Origin of the sequence: Burkholderia sp. AU28863, from assembly GCF_002223195.1 — a bacterium.
Lineage (GTDB): Bacteria > Pseudomonadota > Gammaproteobacteria > Burkholderiales > Burkholderiaceae > Burkholderia > Burkholderia sola.
Genome location: NZ_NKFE01000005.1, coordinates 1,561,813 through 1,581,009 on the forward strand (window position 1 = coordinate 1,561,813; position 19,197 = coordinate 1,581,009).

The following is a 19,197-nucleotide window of genomic DNA, read 5'->3' on the forward strand; positions in this document are numbered from 1 at the left end:
CGCTTGGTTTCCGGCCCTTAGAGCGTCGCTTCTAGCCTCTTGCGGTTTCCGGGTTCACCCACTATCGTTACATCAACCAATGTAACATTAAAAAATGAGCCAGATCGGAGACACCCGGATGAATGCTCGCACGTTGCCTTTCGGCCCGCCCGGCCATGACGGCCTGGACGAAGCCATCGACATCGCCATCATCGGCACCGGCTTCGCCGGCCTCGGGATGGCGATCCGCCTGAAACAAACCGGCGTGACCGACTTCGTCGTCCTCGAGAAGGCGGCGTCGGTCGGCGGCACGTGGCGCGACAATCATTACCCGGGGTGTGCATGCGACGTGCAGTCGCACGTCTATTCGTTCTCGTTCGCGCCGAACCCGCGCTGGACGCGCATGTTCGCGCCGCAGCCGGAGATCCGCGCGTATCTGGAAGACTGCGTGCAGCGCTTCGACGTCGGCCCGCACCTGCGGCTGAATCACGAGTTGCAGCGCGCCGAGTACGACGAAGCCGCGCAACGCTGGCGCCTCACGTTCGCGAACGGCAAGCGGCTGTCGGCGCGCGTGCTGGTGTCGGGAATGGGCGGGCTGTCGCGCGCCGCGCTGCCGGCGATTCCCGGTGTCGAAACCTTCAAGGGCCGCGCGTTCCATTCGCAGCAGTGGGATCACGACTACCCGCTCGAAGGCAAGCGCGTCGCGGTGATCGGCACCGGCGCGAGCGCGATCCAGTTCGTGCCGCAGATCGCGCCGCGCGTGAAATCGCTCGCGCTGTTCCAGCGCACGCCGCCGTGGATCATGCCGAAACCCGACCGCAACCTGACGCGTTTCGAGAAGTGGCTGTTCCGCACGCTGCCGGTCACGCAGAAGGCCGTGCGCGGCGGTATCTACTGGATGCTCGAATCGCGCGTGCTCGGCTTCGCGATCCATCCGTCGCTGATGAAGAACGTGCAGAAGCTCGCGCTGCGTCACATCCGCAAGCAGATTCCCGATCCGGAACTGCGCAAGGCCGTCACACCGAACTACACGCTCGGCTGCAAGCGCGTGCTGATCTCGAACGACTACTACCCGGCGCTGTCGCGCAAGAACGTCGACGTGATCACGACCGGCATCGATCGCATCGAAGCCGACGCGGTCGTGACGACCGACGGCAAGCGTCATGAAGTCGACTGCCTGATCTACGGCACCGGCTTCCAGGTGGCCGACCCGTATCCGCGCGGCGCGATCATCGGCCGCGGCGGCCTCGACATCGTCGATGCGTGGCGCGACGGCGCGCACGCGTATCTCGGCACGACGCTGCCCGGCTACCCGAACTTCTTCATGATCGTCGGCCCGAACACGGGCCTCGGCCACAACTCGATGGTGTTCATGATCGAGTCGCAGATCGAATACATCCTCGGCGCGCTGCAGGCGATGCGCCGCGAACGCGCGGAGGCGATCGAGGTGCGACCGCTCGTCGAGGCGCAGTACAACGACGACCTGCAGGGCAAGCTCAAGAAGGCGATCTGGTCGACGGGCGGCTGCAAGAGCTGGTACCTCGACCCGCGCACCGGCAAGAACACGACGCTGTGGCCGGGCTTCACGTGGCGCTTCCGTCAGGCCACAGCGCAGTTCTCGATCGCCGATTACCACGCGTATCGCGCGCCGCACGACACGACCGCGCGGCCCGCCGCCGCGCCGGCCGCTTCCGCTTCCACGTCCGCCGAAGCGGCCTGAGCCAGACAAGGAGCCATCGACATGAGAGATTTCGCCAACAAGGTCGCCGCGATCACGGGTGCCGGCTCGGGCATGGGCCGCGCGCTGGCGATCCAGCTCGCGCAGGCCGGCTGCCACGTGTCGCTCGCCGACAAGAACGGCGTCGGCCTCGCCGAAACCGAACGGATCGTCCGCGCGATCGCGCCGAACGTGCGCGTATCGACACGCGTGCTCGACGTCGGCGATCGCGACGCGATGTTCGCGTGGGCCGACGACACCGCGAAAGAGCACGGCAAGGTGAACCTGATCTTCAACAACGCGGGCGTCGCGCTGTCGAGCACGATCGAAGGCATGGACTACGGCGATCTCGAGTGGATCGTCAACATCAACTTCTGGGGCGTCGTGCACGGCACGAAGGCGTTTCTGCCGCACCTGAAGGCATCGGGCGACGGCCACGTGATCAACACGTCGAGCATCTTCGGCATCTTCGCGCAGCCGGGCATGAGCGGCTACAACGCGACCAAGTTCGCGGTGCGCGGCTTCACCGAATCGCTGCGCCAGGAACTCGACATGATGAAGTGCGGCGTGTCGGCCACCTGTGTGCATCCGGGCGGCATCCGCACCAACATCGCGCAGTCGAGCCGCGTCGCGAAGAACATGGTCGGCTTCATCGTCGAGAGCGAACAGCAAGGCAAGGACAGCTTCGAGAAGTTCTTCATCACGACCGCCGACGACGCCGCGCGCACGATCCTCGCCGGCGTGCGCAAGAACAAGCGCCGCGTGCTGATCGGCCGCGACGCGAAAGGCGCGGACTGGATGGCGCGCATCCTGCCGGCCGCGTACCAGGCGCTCGTCGTGCTCGCGACGCGCCGCGAGGCCGCGAAAGCCCGCCGTGCCGCACGCGGCACGCCGGCGCCGGCGCACGCCACCTACAACAATGCAGGCAATCAGGGAGAACAATCATGACGACACCGAACATGATGCCCGTGCGGCGCGACATCCGATTTGCGCTGCCACCCGAACGCGCGAAGGACTGGCATGTGCAGGGCGTGCCGGTCACGCACTTCATGAATGCGCTGTCGCTGCTGTTCCCGGCCGGCGAGCGCTTCTTCATGGATTCGGTGCGCAACTACCGCGACCGGATCGAGGATCCCGAGCTGAAGAAGCAGGTGATCGGCTTCATCGGTCAGGAAGCGATGCACACCCGCGAGCACATCGAATACAACGACCTGCTGCAGGCAGCCGGCCTGCCCGCGCACAAGCTCGACAAGCGCCTGTGGACGATCCTCGGCTGGTTCAAGAAGGTGCTGCCGCACTCGATGCAGTTGGCGATCACGATCGCGCTCGAACACTACACGGCGATCCTCGCGAACCAGTTGCTGTCGGGCCACGAGCACCGGATCGACGGCTCGGTCGAGGGCTACCAGCAGATGTGGATGTGGCACGCGATGGAGGAAACCGAGCACAAGGCGGTGTCCTACGACGTGTGGCGCACCGTGATGAAGCCGGGCATCGGCAGCTACCTGCTGCGCACCGGCACGATGCTGACGACGACGGTATTCTTCTGGGCCATCGTGTTCGACTTCCACGTGCGACTGATGCGCGCGCACCGTCGCGAACACGGCAAGTTCGGCGGCATGTGGCGCCTCGTGAAGTACCTGTACAGCCCGAAGAACGGCGTGTTCCCGAGCATCGCGCGCGAATGGCTCGACTACTTCCGCCCGGGCTTCCACCCGTGGGATCACGACAACCATCAGTATCTGCAGGAGCTCGACACGCTGCTCGATAACATCGACGCGACCAACGCGCGCTATGCGGCGCAAGCCGCCCCGCGCCGCGTGCCGCTGCATTCGGCGGCGCAGGCATGACGCGATGGCGCGCGCTCACGAGATGCTGACCGTCCGGTCCGGCGACGTGAAACTCGCCGTCTACGTCAGCGGGTCGCGTCGCGCGCCGCCGCTGATCCTCGTGCATGGCTACCCGGACTCGGCGACCGTGTGGGCGCCGATCCGCGCGCGGCTCGCGAAGCGCTACCGCGTGATCGCGTACGACGTGCGCGGTGCCGGCGCATCCGATGCGCCGCGCCGCCGCGCCGACTACACGCTCGAACGGCTCGCCGGCGACCTGAAGGCGGTCGCCGACGCGACCTGCGGCGGCCGGCCGTTCCACCTGGTCGGCCACGACTGGGGCTCGATCCAGTGCTGGGAGGCCGTGACCGACCCCGCGTTCCGCGGCCGCATCGCGTCGTACACGTCGATCTCCGGCCCGTGCCTCGATCACGTGTTCCGCGCGAAGATGCGGCTCAGGCAGAGCCTGAAATCCTGGTACATCGCGTTCTTCCATCTGCCGCTCGTGCCGTCGCTGGCATGGCGGCTCGGCGGTGCCGCGCTGTGGCCGCGCTGGCTGCAGCTCACCGAACGCGTGCGCGCCGAGCGCGATCCCGCGCAACTGAAGAACGCGCTGAACGGGATGCGGATGTACCGCGCGAACTTCCTTGCACGGGCCCGCAAGCCGCGTGAGCGGTACGCGCAGGCGCCGGTGCAGATCCTGGTGCCGGTGCGCGACCGCTACGTGACGCCCGAAATGTCGGTCGACCTCGACCGCTGGCTCGGCGAGCACGTGCGTGAGGAAATCGACGGCACGCACTGGATCGTGCTGCGTCATCCGGACCTGATCGCGTCGCGGATCGACCGGTTCGCGGCCGCGCATGAACGGCCCGCGGTCGCCGCGGCGCCGGTGGCGGCGCCGGCCACGCGAACGGAAGCCGCAGTTCAGCGCAGCGGCGGCAGACGCTTGAACAGCGTTTCGTAGTCGATCACGAGCCCATCGTCGTCGATGTCCATCTCCGCGGTGAAATTCCGGAAGATCCCTTCGTAGCGGTAGCGGCGGCCCGGTACGATGCACGCATAAGCCTGCTTGACCGGCGTGACTTTCAGATCCGGCGTCGAGATGTATGCGACGTCGATCGGCCGCCGCTCGCCGCGCGCGAGCCCCAGGCGGCCGATCGGCAGCGAATTCGTGAACGGCGTCGCGGCGATGTCGATATCGATGCAGCCGTCCAGCTCGTGCAGTTCGCGGCCTGAACCGTCGCGCCAGTGCCCGGCCCCGTCGCCGCGCAGTTCGAGCGTGCCGCCGCCCATCACCTTGAGCACCGCGTACTTCACCCGCCACTGCGGATCGCACTCGACGCGATACGCGAGCCCGTACGCACGGCCGTACCGCTGGCCGACCACCGCGCTTTCGACGACGATGCCGGATTCACTCCGATCGAACGTCAGATGTTCGATTCCGTCGCCCTCGAGCGACGCCCAGCGCACCTCACGCATCTTTCCACCTCCCGGTTTTCGCCCTGCGGAGCATCGTCGCACAAATCCTGACTATCCAGAATTCCCTATTCCGGCGCATCGCAGCCTGTTCTATGCTCGCGGCTCATCCTGTTCCGCCGCGATCATGCCTATTGCCCGCCCCGCCTCGCCATCGATCGACCTGCGCATCCTGCTGCGCGGCATCGGGCAGATCGTGCTGCAGGCAAATGCGCTCACCGGCGCGCTGCTGCTCGCCGCGCTCGCGCTGAACGACCTGCGGCTCGCATGCGCGGCGCTGGTCGGCTCGGCCGCCGCCAGCATGACGGCCGTGCTGACCGGCGCCGAACGCCGCGACGTCGAACAGGGGCTGCACGGCTTCAACGGCGCGCTCGCGGCGCTGATCGCCGTCTCGTTCGCGCCCCATCAACTCGCCGCCGTCGCGCTGGTGCCGCTGGTCGCGATCGGCGCGGCGCTCGTGCAACGCACGATGCGCGCGTCGCTCGCCCGCTGGCGCCAGTGCCCGTATTCGAGCCCGTGCCTGGTCGTCACCGCGCTGTGGCTGCCGTCTGTCGCGGTGCAGCATGCGGACGGCGCGACCGCCGCCCCGGTGCCGACGTTCGCTTCCGCGACCGACGCGCTGCTGTCGGGCGTTGCTCAGGCCACCTTCGCGCAAGGCGCCTGGGCCGGCGCGCTGGTCGTCGCCGGCCTCGCCGTCGCGTCGCGCCGCGCGGCCGCATTCGCACTTGGCGGCGCGATCGTGTCGACCGTGTTGCTGACCGCGCTCGGCGCAAGCGCCGCGTCGTTCGCCGACGGCCTGCTCGGCTTCAACGGCACGCTCGCCGCGCTCGCGCTGATGTCGCGCGGCCCGCATGCGGCGCTCGCGGCTGCCGCGCTCGCCGCGTTGATCCAGTGGCTCGCGATGCGCGCGGGCATCCCCACGTTCACGGCCCCTTTCGCGCTCGCGGCATGGGCGACCGTAGCCGTCGCGCGCCGCCTCACGCTCGGAGCACCCGATGTCATTCGCACACCGTCCTGACGCCGTGAAGCCCGGCGGTCCGATCTCCGACGCCGAACGCCGGCTGCGCGTCGACCTCGCCGCCGCATACCGGCTCGTCGCGCTGAACGGCTGGGACGACCTGATCTACACGCATTTGTCCGCGACCGTGCCCGGCGAGCCCGGCCACTTCCTGATCAACCCGTTCGGCCTCACGTTCGACGAGGTTCGCGCATCGAACCTCGTGAAGATCGACGTGGCCGGCAACCGGATCGGCGACAGCGAGCACGCGGTCAACGCGACCGGCTTCGCATTGCATGCGGCCGTGCACGCCGCGCGCGCCGATGCCGTCTGCGTGATGCACCTGCACAATACGGCCGGCATCGCCGTGTCGATCCAGCGCGACGGGCTGTTGCCGGCATCGCAGCACGCGCTGCGCTTTCATGGCGATCTCGCGTATCACGACTACGAAGCGCTCGCATTCTCGCCGGCCGAAGGCGCGCGGCTGACCGCGAGCCTCGGCGCGAAATCCGCGATGCTGCTGCGCAATCACGGCACGCTCACGGTCGGCCGGACCGTCGCCGAAGCCTACGTGCTGATGGATACGCTGATCAAGGCGTGCGACATCCAGGTGCGCGCGCAGGCCGGCGGCGGGCCGCTCGTGCTGCCGGAGCCGGCCATCGCCGAGCGCACCGCCGAACAGTTGCGCGACGGCGGCGCGATCGAAGGCGAACTGGAATGGCCGGCGCTGCTGCGCCGGCTCGACCGGATCGATCCGTCGTATCGCGACTGACGGCGCATCCGCACTCGACCGAATCGTTCAATCCCAACCGGAGCCTGTGTCATGCCGACTTTCAATATCCAGCTGTTCGAAGGCCGCACCCTCGAGCAGAAGCGCGCATTCGTCGAAGCAATCACGCGTGTCACGTGCGAGACGCTCGGCTGCGACCCGGGCTCGGTCGACATCATCCTCGCCGACGTGAAGAAGGAGAACTGGGCGACGGCCGGGAGGCTGTGGAGCGACGAGCGCTGAACGCCGACGGCGGCGTCGCGTCGGCGCCGCCCGCCCTGCGCTGAACCCTGCACTGCGGCGCGCGCACGAGACGCTGCATGCGGGTTTCTCCGCCCGCCGCCCTTGTGCGCCCGCACATCGCTTTGTCACGCAATCGGCGCATAATGCCGGACAGACGCAGCAGCCAATGGCCACCCGACGGAGACCGCCATGGAAGCGAAGAACGAGGAAGTCGTCGCACACCTGCTCTCCGATGTCGTCGAATTCGCGCGCGCTCGGCTGCCCGACGCCACGTTCCGGATCGTCGAACCCTTCCTGCGTCATTACTACGATTTCGTCGATGCCGACGATCTGCAGAGCCGCAGCATCGCCGACCTGTACGGCGCCGCGATGGCGCACTGGCAGACCGCCCAGAAATTCGTGCCCGGCAGCGAACGCCTGCGCGTGTACAACCCGATCCTCGAGCAGCACGGCTGGCATTCCGACCACACGGTGATCGAGATCGTCAACGACGACATGCCGTTCCTGGTCGACTCGGTGACGATGGCCATCAACCGTCTCGGGCTCGCGCTGCATTCGGCGCTGCATCCGGTGTTCCGCATCTGGCGCGGCGCCGGCGGCGGCATCGAGCGCGTCGACGCGGGCGGTGCGACGTCCGGCGACGGCCAGTCGCAACTCGCGTCGTTCATCCATTTCGAAGTCGACCGCTGCGGCGACGCCGCGCTGCTCGACACGCTGCGCGAGGACATCGCGCGCGTGCTGGGCGACGTGCGCGCGTCGGTCGAGGACTGGCCGAAAATCGTCGACATCGCTCACGCGACGATCAAGGAGATGAAGGCACGCGAATCGACCGCGGAGGACATCGAAGCGCGCGCGTTCCTCGAATGGATGGCCGCCGATCACTTCACGTTCCTCGGTCAGCGCGACTACGCGCTCGTATCGGACGGCACGGGCTTCGGCCTGCGCGGCATCGAGGGCTCGGGCTTCGGCATCCTGCGCGAATCGCTGCGCACGTCGGGCGCCGCCGACGTGACGCCGCTGCCGCCGGCCGCCGCCGACATCATCACCGGCGCATGGCCGATCTTCGTGACCAAGGCGAATTCGCGCGCGACGGTGCACCGGCCCGGCTACCTCGACTACGTCGGCGTGAAACTCGTCGGCGCCGACGGCAAGGTCACCGGCGAGCGCCGCTTCATCGGGCTCTACACGTCGACCGCCTATTTCGGTTCGTACACCGAGATTCCGATCGTGCGCCGCAAGTGTGCGAACATCGTGCGGCGCGCGGGCTTTTTGCCGAAAGGGCATCTCGGCAAGTCGCTCGTGACGGTGCTCGAAACCTATCCGCGCGACGAACTGTTCCAGGCCGACGAAGACCAGCTCTACGACATCGCGCTCGGCATCCTGCGCCTGCAGGAACACCAGCGCACGCGGCTGTTCGTGCGGCGCGACCGGTTCGACCGCTTCGTGTCGTGCCTCGTGTTCGTGCCGCGCGACAAGTACAACACCGACCTGCGCCGCCGCATCGCGAAGCTGCTGGTCGACGCGTACAACGGCGTGAACGTCGAATTCACGCCGCTGCTGTCGGAATCGGCGCTCGCCCGCATTCACTTCGTCGTGCATGCGGAACCGGGCACGATGCCCGACGTCGACACGCGCGAACTCGAAACGCGGCTCGTGCAGGTCACGCGCCGCTGGCAGGACGATCTCGCGGACGCGCTGCTCGACGCATTCGGCGAAGAACAAGGCAACCGCCTGCTGCAGCGCTATGCCGAGTCGTTCCCTGCCGGCTATCGCGACGACTATCCGGCGCGCACGGCCGTGCGCGACATCGAGCTGATCGAGCGCGTGAAGGACTCGGGCCAACTCGCGATGAACCTGTACCGGCCGATCGAGGCCGAGCCGCGCGCGTTCCGCTTCAAGGTGTACCGCGCGGGCGACCCGATCGCGCTGTCGCGCAGCCTGCCGATGCTCGAACATCTCGGCGTGCGCGTCGACGAGGAGCGGCCGTACCGGATCCAGACGCAGGATGCCGCGCACGCGTGGGTACACGATTTCGGCCTGGAACTCGCCGACGATACCGAGTTCGACATCGAGCGCGTGAAAGGCCTGTTCGAGGATGCGTTCGACCGGATCTGGAGCGGCCGGATCGAGAACGACGACTTCAACCGCCTCGTGCTGCGCGCACACCTGAGCGCGCGCGAGGTGACGATCCTGCGCGCGTATGCGAAATATCTGCGGCAGGTCGGCTCGACCTTCAGCGACGCGTATATCGAACGCGCGCTGACCGGCAATCCGGCGATCGCGCGGCAACTCGTCGAGCTGTTCCTGCTGCGCTTCGACCCGCGCATCGGCGACACGCGCGACGTGCAGGCCGAACGGCTGCTGAAGGCGATCGAAGGCGCGCTCGACCAGGTGCCGAACCTCGACGAGGACCGCATCCTGCGCCAGTTCCTCGGCGTGATCAACGCGACCGAGCGCACGAACTACTTCCTCGCCGACGCGAACGGCGAATCGAAGCCGTACCTGTCGTTCAAGTTCAACCCGGCGAAGGTACCGGGACTGCCCGAACCGAAACCGATGTTCGAGATCTGGGTGTATTCGCCGCGCGTCGAGGGCGTGCACCTGCGCGGCGGGCGCGTCGCGCGCGGCGGCCTGCGCTGGTCGGATCGCCGCGAGGATTTCCGCACCGAGGTGCTCGGGCTGATGAAGGCGCAGATGGTGAAGAACGTCGTGATCGTGCCGGTCGGCTCGAAAGGCGGCTTCGTCGTGAAGAACCCGCCGCCGCAGAGCGATCGCGAAGCCTGGATGCGCGAAGGCATCGCATGCTACCAGACGTTCCTGCGCGGGCTGCTCGACCTCACCGACAACCTCGCCGGCAACGCGATCGTGCCACCGCCCGACGTGGTGCGCCACGACCCCGACGATCCGTACCTGGTCGTCGCCGCCGACAAGGGCACGGCGACCTTCTCCGACTATGCGAACGCGATCTCGCACGAATACGGCTTCTGGCTCGACGACGCGTTTGCGTCCGGCGGCTCGGTCGGCTACGACCACAAGAAAATGGCGATCACCGCGCGCGGCGCGTGGGAATCGGTGAAGCGGCACTTCCGCGAGATGGGCGTCGACACGCAGGCCACCGATTTCACCGTGGTTGGCGTCGGTGACATGTCGGGCGACGTGTTCGGCAACGGGATGCTGCTGTCGCCGCATATCCGGCTCGTCGCCGCGTTCGATCACCGGCACGTGTTCCTCGACCCGAACCCCGACCCGGCGACGAGCTTCGCGGAGCGCCAGCGCATGTTCGCGCTCGAACGCTCGAGCTGGGCCGACTACGACACGTCGGTGATCTCGCCCGGCGGCGGCGTGTATCCGCGCACCGCGAAGACGATCCCGCTGTCGCCGGCCGTGCAGTCCGCGCTCGGCATCGACGCGCACGCGCTGCCGCCCACCGAGCTGATCCGCGCGATCCTGCAGGCGCCGGTCGACCTGCTGTACAACGGCGGCATCGGCACCTACGTGAAGGCCGCGCGCGAAACGCACCAGCAGGTCGGCGATCGCGCGAACGACGCGGTGCGCGTGAACGGCGCGGACCTGCGCTGCAAGGTCGTCGGCGAAGGCGGCAATCTCGGCTGCACGCAGTTCGGCCGCATCGAATTCGCGCAGCGCGGCGGCCGCATCAATACCGACGCGATCGACAACTCGGCCGGCGTCGATTGTTCCGATCACGAAGTCAACATCAAGATCCTGCTCGGGCTCGTCGTATCCGACGGCGAGATGACCGAGAAGCAGCGCAACGCGCTGCTCGCCGAGATGACCGACGAAGTCGGGCTGCTCGTGCTGCGCGACAACTACTACCAGACGCAGGCGCTGTCGATCGCCGGCCGCCATGCGGTCGAATTGCTCGACGCCGAGGCACGCCTGATGCGCTGGCTCGAGCGCGCGGGCCGCCTGAACCGCGTGATCGAATTCCTGCCGACCGACGACGAAGTCGCCGAGCGGCAGGCCGCGAAGCTCGGCCTCACGTCGCCAGAGCGCGCCGTGCTGCTCGCGTACAGCAAGATGTGGCTCTACGACGCGCTGCTCGAATCCGACGTGCCCGAGGATCCGCTGGTGGCCGCGATGCTCGTCGACTACTTCCCGAAGCCGCTGCAACAGCGCTTCAGCGAGCCGATGCGCCGCCATCCGCTGCGCCGCGAGATTCTCGCGACGCATCTGACGAACGCACTCGTGAACCGCGTCGGCTGCGCGTTCGTGCACCGGCTGATGGAGGAAACCGACGCGAAGCCCGGCGACATCGTGCGTGCGTGCATCATGGCGCGCGACGTGTTCGACCTCGATGCGGTGTGGCGCGATATCGACGCGCTCGACAACCGCGTCGCCGACGACGTGCAGGCGCGCATGTTCGTCGACGTCGCGCGGCTGCTGGAGCGCGCGGCGCTGTGGTTCCTGCGGCATCTGCAGTCCGGCGCGGTGGCCGACGGCGGCGTCGCCGGATTGATCGCGCGCTGCCGCGACGCGGTGCAGCGCATCGCGCCGCAACTGCCGTCGCTGCTGCCGGCCGACGATCTGGAAGCGCTGTCCGAGCGGCAGCGCGTGCTGGTCGATGCCGGCGTCGACAGCGCGCTCGCGGTACGCGTCGCGAGCGGCGACATCTCGGCCGCGCTGCTCGACATCGCCGAAGTGGCGGCGACCTGCAACCGCAGCCTCGAACTCGTCGCGGGCGTCTATTTCTCCCTCGGCACGTTGCTCAATTACGGGTGGATCGGCGAACGCGCGGCGAACCTGCCGACGCCGACGCACTGGGACATGCTGGCGCGCGCCGCCGCGCTCGCGGAAATCGCGCGGCTCAAGCGCACGCTCGCGACGAGCGCGCTCGCGGAATCGCCGGATTCGACCACGCCGGACACGATCGTCGGCGCGTGGCGCGCGCGCCGCGAGGCCGCGCTCGCGCGCTACGAGCACCTGCTCGCGGACCTGCGCGCATCCGGCGGCGCGAGCCTCGCGGTGCTGCTCGTGGTCGTGCGGGAAATGGCCGTGCTCGAACGCGCGTGACGAGCGTGACGAAGGCGGCGGGTCAAACCGTCGCGACGAGCAACTCCTCCGCGCGGTTCGGCGGCCGCAGGCCGTCCGGGCGATCGGCGAAATAGCGGCGCGTCAGCTCGGCGGCCGACACGTGTTCGGCCTGCGCGAAGCCGGCCTCCCGTGCAAGCGCCTGGATCTCGTCCGGCTCGAAGAAGCTGATGAACGGCGTGCCGCTTGCCCGCGCACCCTTCGCGGCCATGTCCAGCCCCGGGCGCACGTCCGGATCCGCATTGTCCAGCGGCAACAGGAACGTCATCGCGAACGTCGAACCGGGCGCGAGCGACGCGACTTCGCGCAGCGCGGCCGCATTCGCTTCGCACGTCAGGTACATGCTGACGCCGGTGGACACCACGACCGCCGGCTGGCCCGCATCGAAGCCCGCGCCGACGAGCGCGTCGCGCCACGACTGCCTCGCCTCGAAATCGACCGGCACGAAACGCAGCCAGTCGGGCACGCCGAAGCCGAGTTCGGCCAGGCGGCGCTGCTTCCAGCGCTGCGGCGCCGGCTGGTCGACTTCGAACACGGTCATGCGCGACGCCATGTCCGGCCGGCGCTGCACGAAGCTGTCGAGCCCCGCGCCGAGGATCACGTACTGGCTCACGCCGCGCGCGACCTGCTCGATGACGAGATCCTCGATGAAGCGCGCCCGCGCGACGATCGATGCGCGAAACGGCCGCGTGAACTGCGGATCCATGTCGCCGCGCTGCCGCCAGCCGGGTGCCGGCGCAAGCAATTGCAACCCGATTTCGTCGGCAAGCACGTGCGGCGGTGCATCGAGCTCGACGTGCAGCGCCCGCCACAGCGCGACGCGCGCGGCCGTGCTGTCGGGCGCGTCGTCTTCGCGGATAACCGTCATGTCGACCTCACGCGTGCTGCTTGCCCGGCGCCTGCAGACGCCACACCCGGCCGTCCGGATCGCGCACGGTCATGTCGCGCGTGCCCCAGTGCGTATCCTCGAACGGCGTGACGACATCGACGATCGGCTGCGGCTGCACCGCCTGCTCGTCGGCCACCTTGAGTACGACCGGCATGTCGGGCTTTTCGCCCGGCGGCACTTCGGCGATGAACAGGAACGGGCCGTCGCCGCTGCGCAACTGGCCCGACTGGTGATCGGTTTCGAATTCCAGCGTGAAGCCCAGCGCCTGGAAGAACTTCGCCGACTTGCCCCAGTTGTGCGTCGTCAGGTACACGGCTTCGATTCGCTCGGATGACATGTCACTCCTCCTTGTTGGACGGTTCCGCGCCTGAGGGCGGCGCGGCCAGGTACGCGCGCAACGCGTCGGCCACCAGCGCGGACAGCGATTGCTCCGTTTCGATGGCGCGATGCTTGACCTGCCGGATCAGCGAGAGCGGCAGGTACACGTTGAATTGCTTCACTTCTTCGTCGGTCATGGAGGCTAGTATGCTAGCAATCTAGCAAAAGTCAAATACGGATGCGATGAAACGACTGGATTGAACCGGCGCGCGGCCCGCGAGCAGGCCGCTTGCAGTGTCTCGTATGCCCGCGTTACCGCGCGGCTCGCGCCGCGAGCCGCGCGAACAGCGCGTCGAGATCGAATCCCGCCGTATTGATGCCGATCGTGTCGCGCAGGCATGCGGCCCAGTCGGCTGCTGTGTCGAACGTGACCGTGCGCCCGGCGCCGGCCGCGTCGCGCAGCGTCAGCACGGTGTTGAGCAGCGCCGCGCGGCCGTCCGGCAGCACGCGGCACGCGATCAGGTCGTTCACGAAGATCGATTCGGGATACGTCGACGTGAACCAGTTCGCGGCGTCGTAATCGATCCATTCGGCCGGCTTCAGCGAGAAGCGGTAGGTCGTCTGCCAGCCGTCGGGGATCTCGAACTGCATGTCGAACTCGCCGTCGACCGGGGCATCGATCACGCGAAACGCGCCGTGCGGCGTCAGTTGCCGCTCGCCCGGCACGAAGCGCAGCGGCGCGGTCAGCGTCGCGCTGCCGAAGCCGATGTCCGCGAGCCACGCCGCGCCGTCGAGGTCGATGCGCAGCAGCATGTGCGTCTGCGCGGTGACGATCTCGGGCGGCCGCATCCAGCGCACGCGCGCGATCAGCGGCGTCACGCGGAAACCGATCGTCGTGAGCGCGGTGTAGAACAGCTTGTTGAGTTCGAAGCAGTAGCCGCCGCGGCGGCGTTCGATCACCTTGTCGACGATCGCGGGCAGGTCGAGCGCGACGCGCGCGCCGGTCAGCGGATTGAGGTTTTCGAACGGAATCGCCTGCGGGTGCAGCAGATGCAGCCGGCGCAGCACGTCGAGCGTCGGCTCGGCCGGGCCGTCGTAGCCGATGCGGGAGAAATAGCGCGAGAGGTCGAACGAGTCAGTCATGAACCGGCACCGATGAAAGGGACCCGCCACGATAGCATCGCGCGAAATCCCCATGTTGTGCGGGACTATCGTTCGCGGCCGGCGTGCCCGATGACGGCCACGCATCGCTCCCGCACGACGTTACGGCAGCAGCTTCAGGGCGGACGACGCGACCGACGGCACCGAAATGCCCTGGCTCGTCGCGAACTGCACGGCCTGGCTGAGCGTCGCGGCGAGCGACTGCAACTGCCCCGGCGCGCTTTGCGCGATATACGTCGCGGCCTGCATGTTCTGCGGATTCAGGCCCGACTGCAGCAGCGATGCCGCGCTCGTCGAACCGAGATTGCCGAGCCCCGACTGCAGTTGCGAGTACTGCGTGAGCCCCTGCCCGAGCGAGGCGAGGCCGTTGCTGAACGCCTGCTTGTCGATCGGGCCGTGCGTGGCGCCGCCGCTCGCGAACGCCTGGCCGAGCGCCTGCGACACCGATTGCTGCGCGCCGCCCATCTGCGACAGCGTGGCGGGCGACAGCGCATCGCCGCCGGACAACTGGCTCGCCGCCTGCTGCGCCTGCCCGGCCGCGCCCGTCAGCCCCATCGCAGACGCGAGCGACGACTGGCCGCTCAGCACCTGCTGGTTCGCGCCGACATAGGCCTGCAGCAACTGCGCGACACCGCCCTGCGCAGGGGCCGCCTGCTGCTGCCCGCCGCCGAGCAGCGACGCGCCGATCGACTGCAGGTCGAGCTGTGCATGCGCGGCGCCGCTCGCCAGGATGCCGAACGCGATGCCTGCCAAGGCCAGATGCCGGCCCGTCGCGCGAATGTGCTTCATGTGTTTCCCTCGTGCCCGAATGGTCGAGGCGATATTGTCGAAGCGCGTCGCGCGCCGCCGCAACGACTGAAACACATCGAAACGAAATCACCGCGCGCCGCCGCTTGCAATTCCGCGGCCGGCGAACGTCGTCGCGCCGATTCGTCCGCGTTTGCGATGCGATGTCGCGCGCGTACCGGCATTCTTTCTCCGGTTGCGTCAATGGACGCCGGCTCCCGCGTGCGCAGGCGGCGCGACGAAACCCCTCCCCGGGCGCGTTTCGCGTCGAGCGATGCCACGCAGAACGGGCAGCGCGTCACCGCCCGCCTCGTCATCCGGCCGCTACCGCCCGCCATCGGCTGACTGCCGGCGGCGCCGTTACGCGGCCATCCATGCGGGCAACCGCTGGTTGACCCAGTCGGCCGCCCGCTCGTACCCGCGCGCAAGCTGCAGCACGGCAAGATCGGCGCGCGGACGCCCGATCAGCTGCATCCCCATCGGCAACCCCGCGTCGTTGAAGCCGACCGGCACGTTGATCACCGGGCAGCCGGCCAGCGTCCACGGCACGACCGTTTCCATCCAGCGGTGGTAGGTATCCATCGCGCGGCCCGCGATCTCCTTCGGCCAGCGCTGGTCGACGTCGAACGGGAACACCTGCGCGGTCGGCGCCGCGATGAAGTCGTAACGGTCGAAGAAGCTCAGCACCGCCTGATGCCATGCGGTCCGTTCGACGCTCGCGTCGAACACCGCCTCGCCCTGCAGCGCGAGCAGCCCTTCGACCTCGTAGATCGCCTCGGGCTTCAGCAGCGCGCGGCGCGCCGGGTCGCGATAGTGCGCGAGCAGCCCGCCGCCCGACAGCAAGTGCCGGTGCGTGAGCCATAGACGCCAGATCCGGTCGGGCGCGAACGCCGGCTGCGCCGCATCGACGTCGCAGCCGATCTCGCGCAGCGTCGCCAGCCCGCGCTCGCACTGCGCGAGCACGCCGGCCTCGGTCGCGAGATAGCCGTTCCAGTCGCCGACCCACGCGATGCGCTTGCCGCGCAGGTCCGCGTCGAGCGGCTGCGCGAACACCGCCGGATCTTCCGCGAGCGACAGCGGATCGTTGCGGTCGTAGCCGGCCTGGATCGCGAGCAGTTGCGCGACGTCGCCGACGGTGCGGCCCATCGGCCCTTCGATGCCGAGCTGCTGCATGAACACGTCGACGCCCGGCCAGCGCGGCACGCGGCCCTGCGACGGACGGAAGCCGTAGATGTTGCAGAACGCGGCCGGATTGCGCAGCGACCCGCCGAAATCGCTGCCGTCCGCCACCGGCAGCATCCGTGACGCGAGCGCCGCCGCGGTGCCGCCGCTGCTGCCGCCCGCGCTCTTCGTCAGGTCGTACGGGTTGCGCGTCGCGCCGTAGACCGCGTTGAACGTGTGCGAACCCAGCCCGAACTCGGGCGTATTGGTCTTGCCGATGAAGATCGCACCGGCCTCGCGCATCCGCGCGACGCCGACGGAATCGGCCTGCGGCACGTTCTCGCGGAAGATCGGCGAGCCGTAGGTCGTCCGCAACCCCTTCGTCATCGCCAGATCCTTCGGCGCCTGCGGGATCCCGTGCAGCCAGCCGCGATAGTCGCCGCGCGCCAGCTCCGCATCCTTTTCCGCGGCTTCCGCCAGCAGCGCATCGCGGTCGCGCAGCGCGACGATCGCGTTGACCGCGCCGTTCACGCGCTCGATATGGTCGAGATACGCACGCATCGTCTCGACGCACGAAACCGCCTTGCCGCGGATCGCCGACGCAAGCTCGCCGGCCGACAGGCGCACGATCGGATCGACGGAAATGGAAGCGGGAGCGAGAAACTGCGGGGCGCCGTGCGGCATGCGAGGTCTCCTGGGAAGCGGTATCGGATGGCGCGCCGCCCGGCGGCGGCCGCCGCTCTACTCTACGCGACGCGATCCGGGCAACCTCCGATATTTTGCGGCGCAATTCATTGCGGATTCGACTGAATCGCGATGCGTCGGACAGCCGGCGACGGCCGGGCAGGACCGGCGCCGCCGCTCGCAGCCGTTTATGCGCATAAACTTAAATTTCTTATATTTTTAATCGGTGAGTCACGGGATCGCGCACGTTAACGACATTTTTATGCGGCCAGCCGATCTCTTTAGATCGCTTCGTCCGGCGGCCCGCTACGCTGGAAGCACTTCGTTTCCGGGTTCATCGTCTATGCTCAAGCTGCTGGTTCCGGTCGGCCATTCGCCCCGCTCGCTTCAGGCGGTTCGCCACGCGACGTTCCTGTATCGCGAGCGCTGCGCGTCGGAGGTCGTGCTGATCAACGTGCAGGCGCCGCTGGAATCGACGCGGCTCGAGGCCTATCACCCGTTGTCGCGGCTGCGCGCGATCGAGACGCAATTCGCGACCGACGATCTCGCGATGGCCGAGCGAATCCTGCGCGATGCGGACGTGAAGTTCAGCGTCGTGTTGAAGGTCGGCCCGGTGGCCGACACGATCGCGGCCGCGGCGGCCGAGACCGGGTGCGACGAGATCGTCGTGGCCGCGCCGAGACGCGATCCGCTGCACGCGCTGATGTCGGTGTTTCGGCGCAGCGTGATGGCCCGTCTGGTGCAGATTTCGAATGTGCCGGTGACGGCGGTGCAATGACGGAAAGGCGCGTCACGCGTGCGCATCGTGCGCACGCTGTCGCGCAGCGCTTATTTGATGACCTTGCGCCAGAACACGAAATAGGCGGCCGCCGAAGATGCCAGCAGCAGGATGGCCCACATCGGGGCAAGACTGATCAGGACGGACGAGACGTTCAACATTTGGATTCCTCACTATTTCGACAGCGATATTCAACATCGGCCTGCTTGCCGGACCCGATGCGTTGACCCGCATCGCGTTCCGTCAAATCATGCGTTCATGCTATCGCCTTGAACGGCCGCGCGGCCGCCGCCGCCCGCCCCGACCCTGACATTCGTCAAACTGGCGCGCATTGCCCGCCCGCCGGGCGGCGGTGACGAAAAAACAGGACAGGATCGTCCTGCACGCCACCGCTTTCAGCAGACGTTTACCGGGGGAAGCCCCAAGTGCTTCGTCGAACGTGTCCGCGTTACGCTTGAGCGACGAGGAGACGAACCATGAGACGAGCCGTACATATCGCTGTTTTTGCACTGCTGGCCTATCTCATCGGCGATCGCGCGATCCTGCACGCACAGGGCCGCGACGCCAGCCCGCTCGCGTGCGAGCAAGGCGCCGCGCAGGTGAAGGCCGATGCGCTCGGTCGCGGCTTCGGCGAAGCCGCTGCCGGCAGCCAGAGCGAGGCCTTCATGTCGGGCTGCCTGGTGACGGGACGGAACGATCGGAACGTCGCGATGGCGGCCCGCTGACGCGTATCATCCGTGGGACGAGCGTGCCGCGCCTGAAGTCGCAGGCACGGGCGCCCGTTTGCGCTGCCGGCCATCACTTTCCCGATCGACGTTTCGACGGACGTCATCGTCCGCCCCTCCCTGCCCCGTTACGCCCCGACATGACTGATCCGAACACCGAGTTGATCCAGCGCTTCTACACGGCCTTCCAGCAACGCGACATCGATGCGATGCTTGCGTGCTACGCCGACGACATCGTGTTCAGCGATCCCGCATTCGGCGAGCTGCGCGGCGAACTTGCGCGCGACATGTGGCGGATGCTGGTCGCGCGGGCGCAGGAATTCGCTCTGACGTTCGGCGAAGTCGCCGCGGACGATCAGGCCGGGCGCGCGAAGTGGAGCGCGCGCTACCGGTTCGCCGCGACCGGGCGGATGGTGGTCAACCGGATCGATGCGCGCTTCCGGTTTCGCGACGGACGCATCGTCGAGCATCGCGACCATTTCGACCTGTGGCGCTGGGCGCGTCAGGCTCTCGGAATGAAAGGCGCGCTGCTCGGTTGGACGCCTTTCATGCAGCGTGCGATCCGTGCACAGGCACGGAAAAATCTCGACGCGTATCGCGCCAAACGGAAATAAGCCGCGCGCGCCGCGGCACCTC

General features: G+C 68.0%; 18 protein-coding genes. 11 read left to right on the plus strand and 7 right to left on the minus strand.

Annotation, left to right across the window (positions count from 1 at the left end):
* The first annotated feature begins 118 nt into the window (after nucleotides 1-118).
* From CFB81_RS23630 to CFB81_RS23645, 4 genes are read left to right on the plus strand one after another with little or no spacing between them, the layout of a single operon-like run.
* Nucleotides 119-1,699 carry an NAD(P)/FAD-dependent oxidoreductase gene (locus CFB81_RS23630; protein ID WP_089436712.1) on the plus strand — a complete coding sequence of 527 codons (1,581 nt, stop codon included), beginning with the start codon at nucleotides 119-121 and terminating at the stop codon, nucleotides 1,697-1,699.
* 21 nt (nucleotides 1,700-1,720) lie between these two features.
* Nucleotides 1,721-2,644: an SDR family oxidoreductase gene (locus tag CFB81_RS23635; protein WP_089436713.1), complete on the plus strand. Its 924-nt coding sequence runs from the start codon at nucleotides 1,721-1,723 to the stop codon at nucleotides 2,642-2,644.
* The gene (locus CFB81_RS23640) at nucleotides 2,641-3,546 is read left to right on the plus strand and encodes a metal-dependent hydrolase (protein ID WP_089436714.1); all 906 of its coding nucleotides are present in this window, start codon (nucleotides 2,641-2,643) and stop codon (nucleotides 3,544-3,546) included. Before CFB81_RS23635 ends, CFB81_RS23640 begins: the two co-directional genes overlap by 4 nt.
* Before the next feature lie 4 nt (nucleotides 3,547-3,550).
* Complete coding sequence (locus CFB81_RS23645; protein ID WP_089436715.1) at nucleotides 3,551-4,489, plus strand: alpha/beta fold hydrolase; 939 nt, start codon at nucleotides 3,551-3,553, stop codon at nucleotides 4,487-4,489.
* On the opposite strand, the gene CFB81_RS23650 is transcribed toward CFB81_RS23645, so the two are convergent.
* Nucleotides 4,450-5,004, minus strand: coding sequence for a putative glycolipid-binding domain-containing protein (locus tag CFB81_RS23650; protein WP_069616858.1), 555 nt, complete (start codon nucleotides 5,002-5,004; stop codon nucleotides 4,450-4,452). The genes CFB81_RS23645 and CFB81_RS23650 overlap by 40 nt on opposite strands.
* Nucleotides 5,005-5,128: 124 nt before the next feature.
* Between CFB81_RS23650 and CFB81_RS23655 the strand changes: the two genes are divergently transcribed.
* From CFB81_RS23655 to CFB81_RS23670, 4 genes are all read left to right on the plus strand, one after another.
* A complete protein-coding gene (locus CFB81_RS23655; protein WP_089436716.1) occupies nucleotides 5,129-6,019 on the plus strand; it encodes an urea transporter in 891 nt (296 codons plus the stop codon).
* On the plus strand, nucleotides 5,997-6,770 hold the full coding sequence (locus CFB81_RS23660; RefSeq protein WP_089436717.1) for a class II aldolase/adducin family protein: 774 nt from the start codon (nucleotides 5,997-5,999) through the stop codon (nucleotides 6,768-6,770). Before CFB81_RS23655 ends, CFB81_RS23660 begins: the two co-directional genes overlap by 23 nt.
* Nucleotides 6,771-6,821: 51 nt before the next feature.
* A complete protein-coding gene (locus CFB81_RS23665) occupies nucleotides 6,822-7,010 on the plus strand; it encodes a 4-oxalocrotonate tautomerase (protein WP_069616855.1) in 189 nt (62 codons plus the stop codon).
* Nucleotides 7,011-7,199: 189 nt separating this feature from the next.
* Nucleotides 7,200-12,041, plus strand: a complete 4,842-nt coding sequence (locus CFB81_RS23670) for an NAD-glutamate dehydrogenase (protein WP_089436718.1) — start codon at nucleotides 7,200-7,202, stop codon at nucleotides 12,039-12,041.
* A gap of 22 nt (nucleotides 12,042-12,063) precedes the next feature.
* Here the strand turns inward: CFB81_RS23670 and CFB81_RS23675 are convergent, their stop codons facing one another.
* The 6 genes from CFB81_RS23675 to CFB81_RS23700 all read right to left on the minus strand — a co-directional run bounded on the left by CFB81_RS23675 (nucleotide 12,064) and on the right by CFB81_RS23700 (nucleotide 17,058).
* A complete protein-coding gene (locus tag CFB81_RS23675; protein WP_089436719.1) occupies nucleotides 12,064-12,927 on the minus strand; it encodes a class I SAM-dependent methyltransferase in 864 nt (287 codons plus the stop codon).
* Nucleotides 12,928-12,934: 7 nt separating this feature from the next.
* Nucleotides 12,935-13,285: a glyoxalase/bleomycin resistance/extradiol dioxygenase family protein gene (locus tag CFB81_RS23680; RefSeq protein ID WP_089436720.1), complete on the minus strand. Its 351-nt coding sequence runs from the start codon at nucleotides 13,283-13,285 to the stop codon at nucleotides 12,935-12,937.
* A gap of 1 nt (nucleotide 13,286) precedes the next feature.
* Nucleotides 13,287-13,463 carry a ribbon-helix-helix domain-containing protein gene (locus tag CFB81_RS23685; RefSeq protein WP_069620968.1) on the minus strand — a complete coding sequence of 59 codons (177 nt, stop codon included), beginning with the start codon at nucleotides 13,461-13,463 and terminating at the stop codon, nucleotides 13,287-13,289.
* A gap of 115 nt (nucleotides 13,464-13,578) precedes the next feature.
* Nucleotides 13,579-14,409, minus strand: a complete 831-nt coding sequence (locus CFB81_RS23690) for an arylamine N-acetyltransferase (protein ID WP_089436721.1) — start codon at nucleotides 14,407-14,409, stop codon at nucleotides 13,579-13,581.
* Nucleotides 14,410-14,529: 120 nt separating this feature from the next.
* Nucleotides 14,530-15,216 carry a hypothetical protein gene (locus tag CFB81_RS23695; protein WP_089436722.1) on the minus strand — a complete coding sequence of 229 codons (687 nt, stop codon included), beginning with the start codon at nucleotides 15,214-15,216 and terminating at the stop codon, nucleotides 14,530-14,532.
* A 357-nt stretch (nucleotides 15,217-15,573) separates the two neighbouring features.
* Nucleotides 15,574-17,058 carry an amidase gene (locus CFB81_RS23700; protein ID WP_089436723.1) on the minus strand — a complete coding sequence of 495 codons (1,485 nt, stop codon included), beginning with the start codon at nucleotides 17,056-17,058 and terminating at the stop codon, nucleotides 15,574-15,576.
* Between the two features lie 343 nt (nucleotides 17,059-17,401).
* On the opposite strand from CFB81_RS23700, the gene CFB81_RS23705 reads away from it, so the two are divergent.
* From CFB81_RS23705 to CFB81_RS23715, 3 genes are all read left to right on the plus strand, one after another.
* Nucleotides 17,402-17,836, plus strand: coding sequence for a universal stress protein (locus CFB81_RS23705; RefSeq protein ID WP_089436724.1), 435 nt, complete (start codon nucleotides 17,402-17,404; stop codon nucleotides 17,834-17,836).
* 476 nt (nucleotides 17,837-18,312) lie between these two features.
* Nucleotides 18,313-18,561, plus strand: a complete 249-nt coding sequence (locus tag CFB81_RS23710) for a hypothetical protein (RefSeq protein ID WP_050011907.1) — start codon at nucleotides 18,313-18,315, stop codon at nucleotides 18,559-18,561.
* 140 nt (nucleotides 18,562-18,701) lie between these two features.
* Nucleotides 18,702-19,175 (plus strand): nuclear transport factor 2 family protein, encoded by a 474-nt coding sequence (locus tag CFB81_RS23715; RefSeq protein WP_069620964.1) that lies wholly within the window; start codon nucleotides 18,702-18,704, stop codon nucleotides 19,173-19,175.
* Nucleotides 19,176-19,197: the final 22 nt, after the last annotated feature.

Coding starts and splice junctions, on each gene's coding strand:
- CFB81_RS23700 (WP_089436723.1), bottom strand. CDS start 17,058: ATGCCGCACGGCGCCCCGCAGTTTCTCGCTCCCGCTTCCATTTCCGTC.
- CFB81_RS23680 (WP_089436720.1), bottom strand. CDS start 13,285: ATGTCATCCGAGCGAATCGAAGCCGTGTACCTGACGACGCACAACTGG.
- CFB81_RS23710 (WP_050011907.1), top strand. CDS start 18,313: ATGAGACGAGCCGTACATATCGCTGTTTTTGCACTGCTGGCCTATCTC.
- CFB81_RS23645 (WP_089436715.1), top strand. CDS start 3,551: ATGGCGCGCGCTCACGAGATGCTGACCGTCCGGTCCGGCGACGTGAAA.
- CFB81_RS23675 (WP_089436719.1), bottom strand. CDS start 12,927: ATGACGGTTATCCGCGAAGACGACGCGCCCGACAGCACGGCCGCGCGC.
- CFB81_RS23635 (WP_089436713.1), top strand. CDS start 1,721: ATGAGAGATTTCGCCAACAAGGTCGCCGCGATCACGGGTGCCGGCTCG.
- CFB81_RS23715 (WP_069620964.1), top strand. CDS start 18,702: ATGACTGATCCGAACACCGAGTTGATCCAGCGCTTCTACACGGCCTTC.
- CFB81_RS23695 (WP_089436722.1), bottom strand. CDS start 15,216: ATGAAGCACATTCGCGCGACGGGCCGGCATCTGGCCTTGGCAGGCATC.
- CFB81_RS23685 (WP_069620968.1), bottom strand. CDS start 13,463: ATGACCGACGAAGAAGTGAAGCAATTCAACGTGTACCTGCCGCTCTCG.
- CFB81_RS23640 (WP_089436714.1), top strand. CDS start 2,641: ATGACGACACCGAACATGATGCCCGTGCGGCGCGACATCCGATTTGCG.
- CFB81_RS23670 (WP_089436718.1), top strand. CDS start 7,200: ATGGAAGCGAAGAACGAGGAAGTCGTCGCACACCTGCTCTCCGATGTC.
- CFB81_RS23665 (WP_069616855.1), top strand. CDS start 6,822: ATGCCGACTTTCAATATCCAGCTGTTCGAAGGCCGCACCCTCGAGCAG.
- CFB81_RS23655 (WP_089436716.1), top strand. CDS start 5,129: ATGCCTATTGCCCGCCCCGCCTCGCCATCGATCGACCTGCGCATCCTG.
- CFB81_RS23690 (WP_089436721.1), bottom strand. CDS start 14,409: ATGACTGACTCGTTCGACCTCTCGCGCTATTTCTCCCGCATCGGCTAC.
- CFB81_RS23660 (WP_089436717.1), top strand. CDS start 5,997: ATGTCATTCGCACACCGTCCTGACGCCGTGAAGCCCGGCGGTCCGATC.
- CFB81_RS23705 (WP_089436724.1), top strand. CDS start 17,402: ATGCTCAAGCTGCTGGTTCCGGTCGGCCATTCGCCCCGCTCGCTTCAG.
- CFB81_RS23650 (WP_069616858.1), bottom strand. CDS start 5,004: ATGCGTGAGGTGCGCTGGGCGTCGCTCGAGGGCGACGGAATCGAACAT.
- CFB81_RS23630 (WP_089436712.1), top strand. CDS start 119: ATGAATGCTCGCACGTTGCCTTTCGGCCCGCCCGGCCATGACGGCCTG.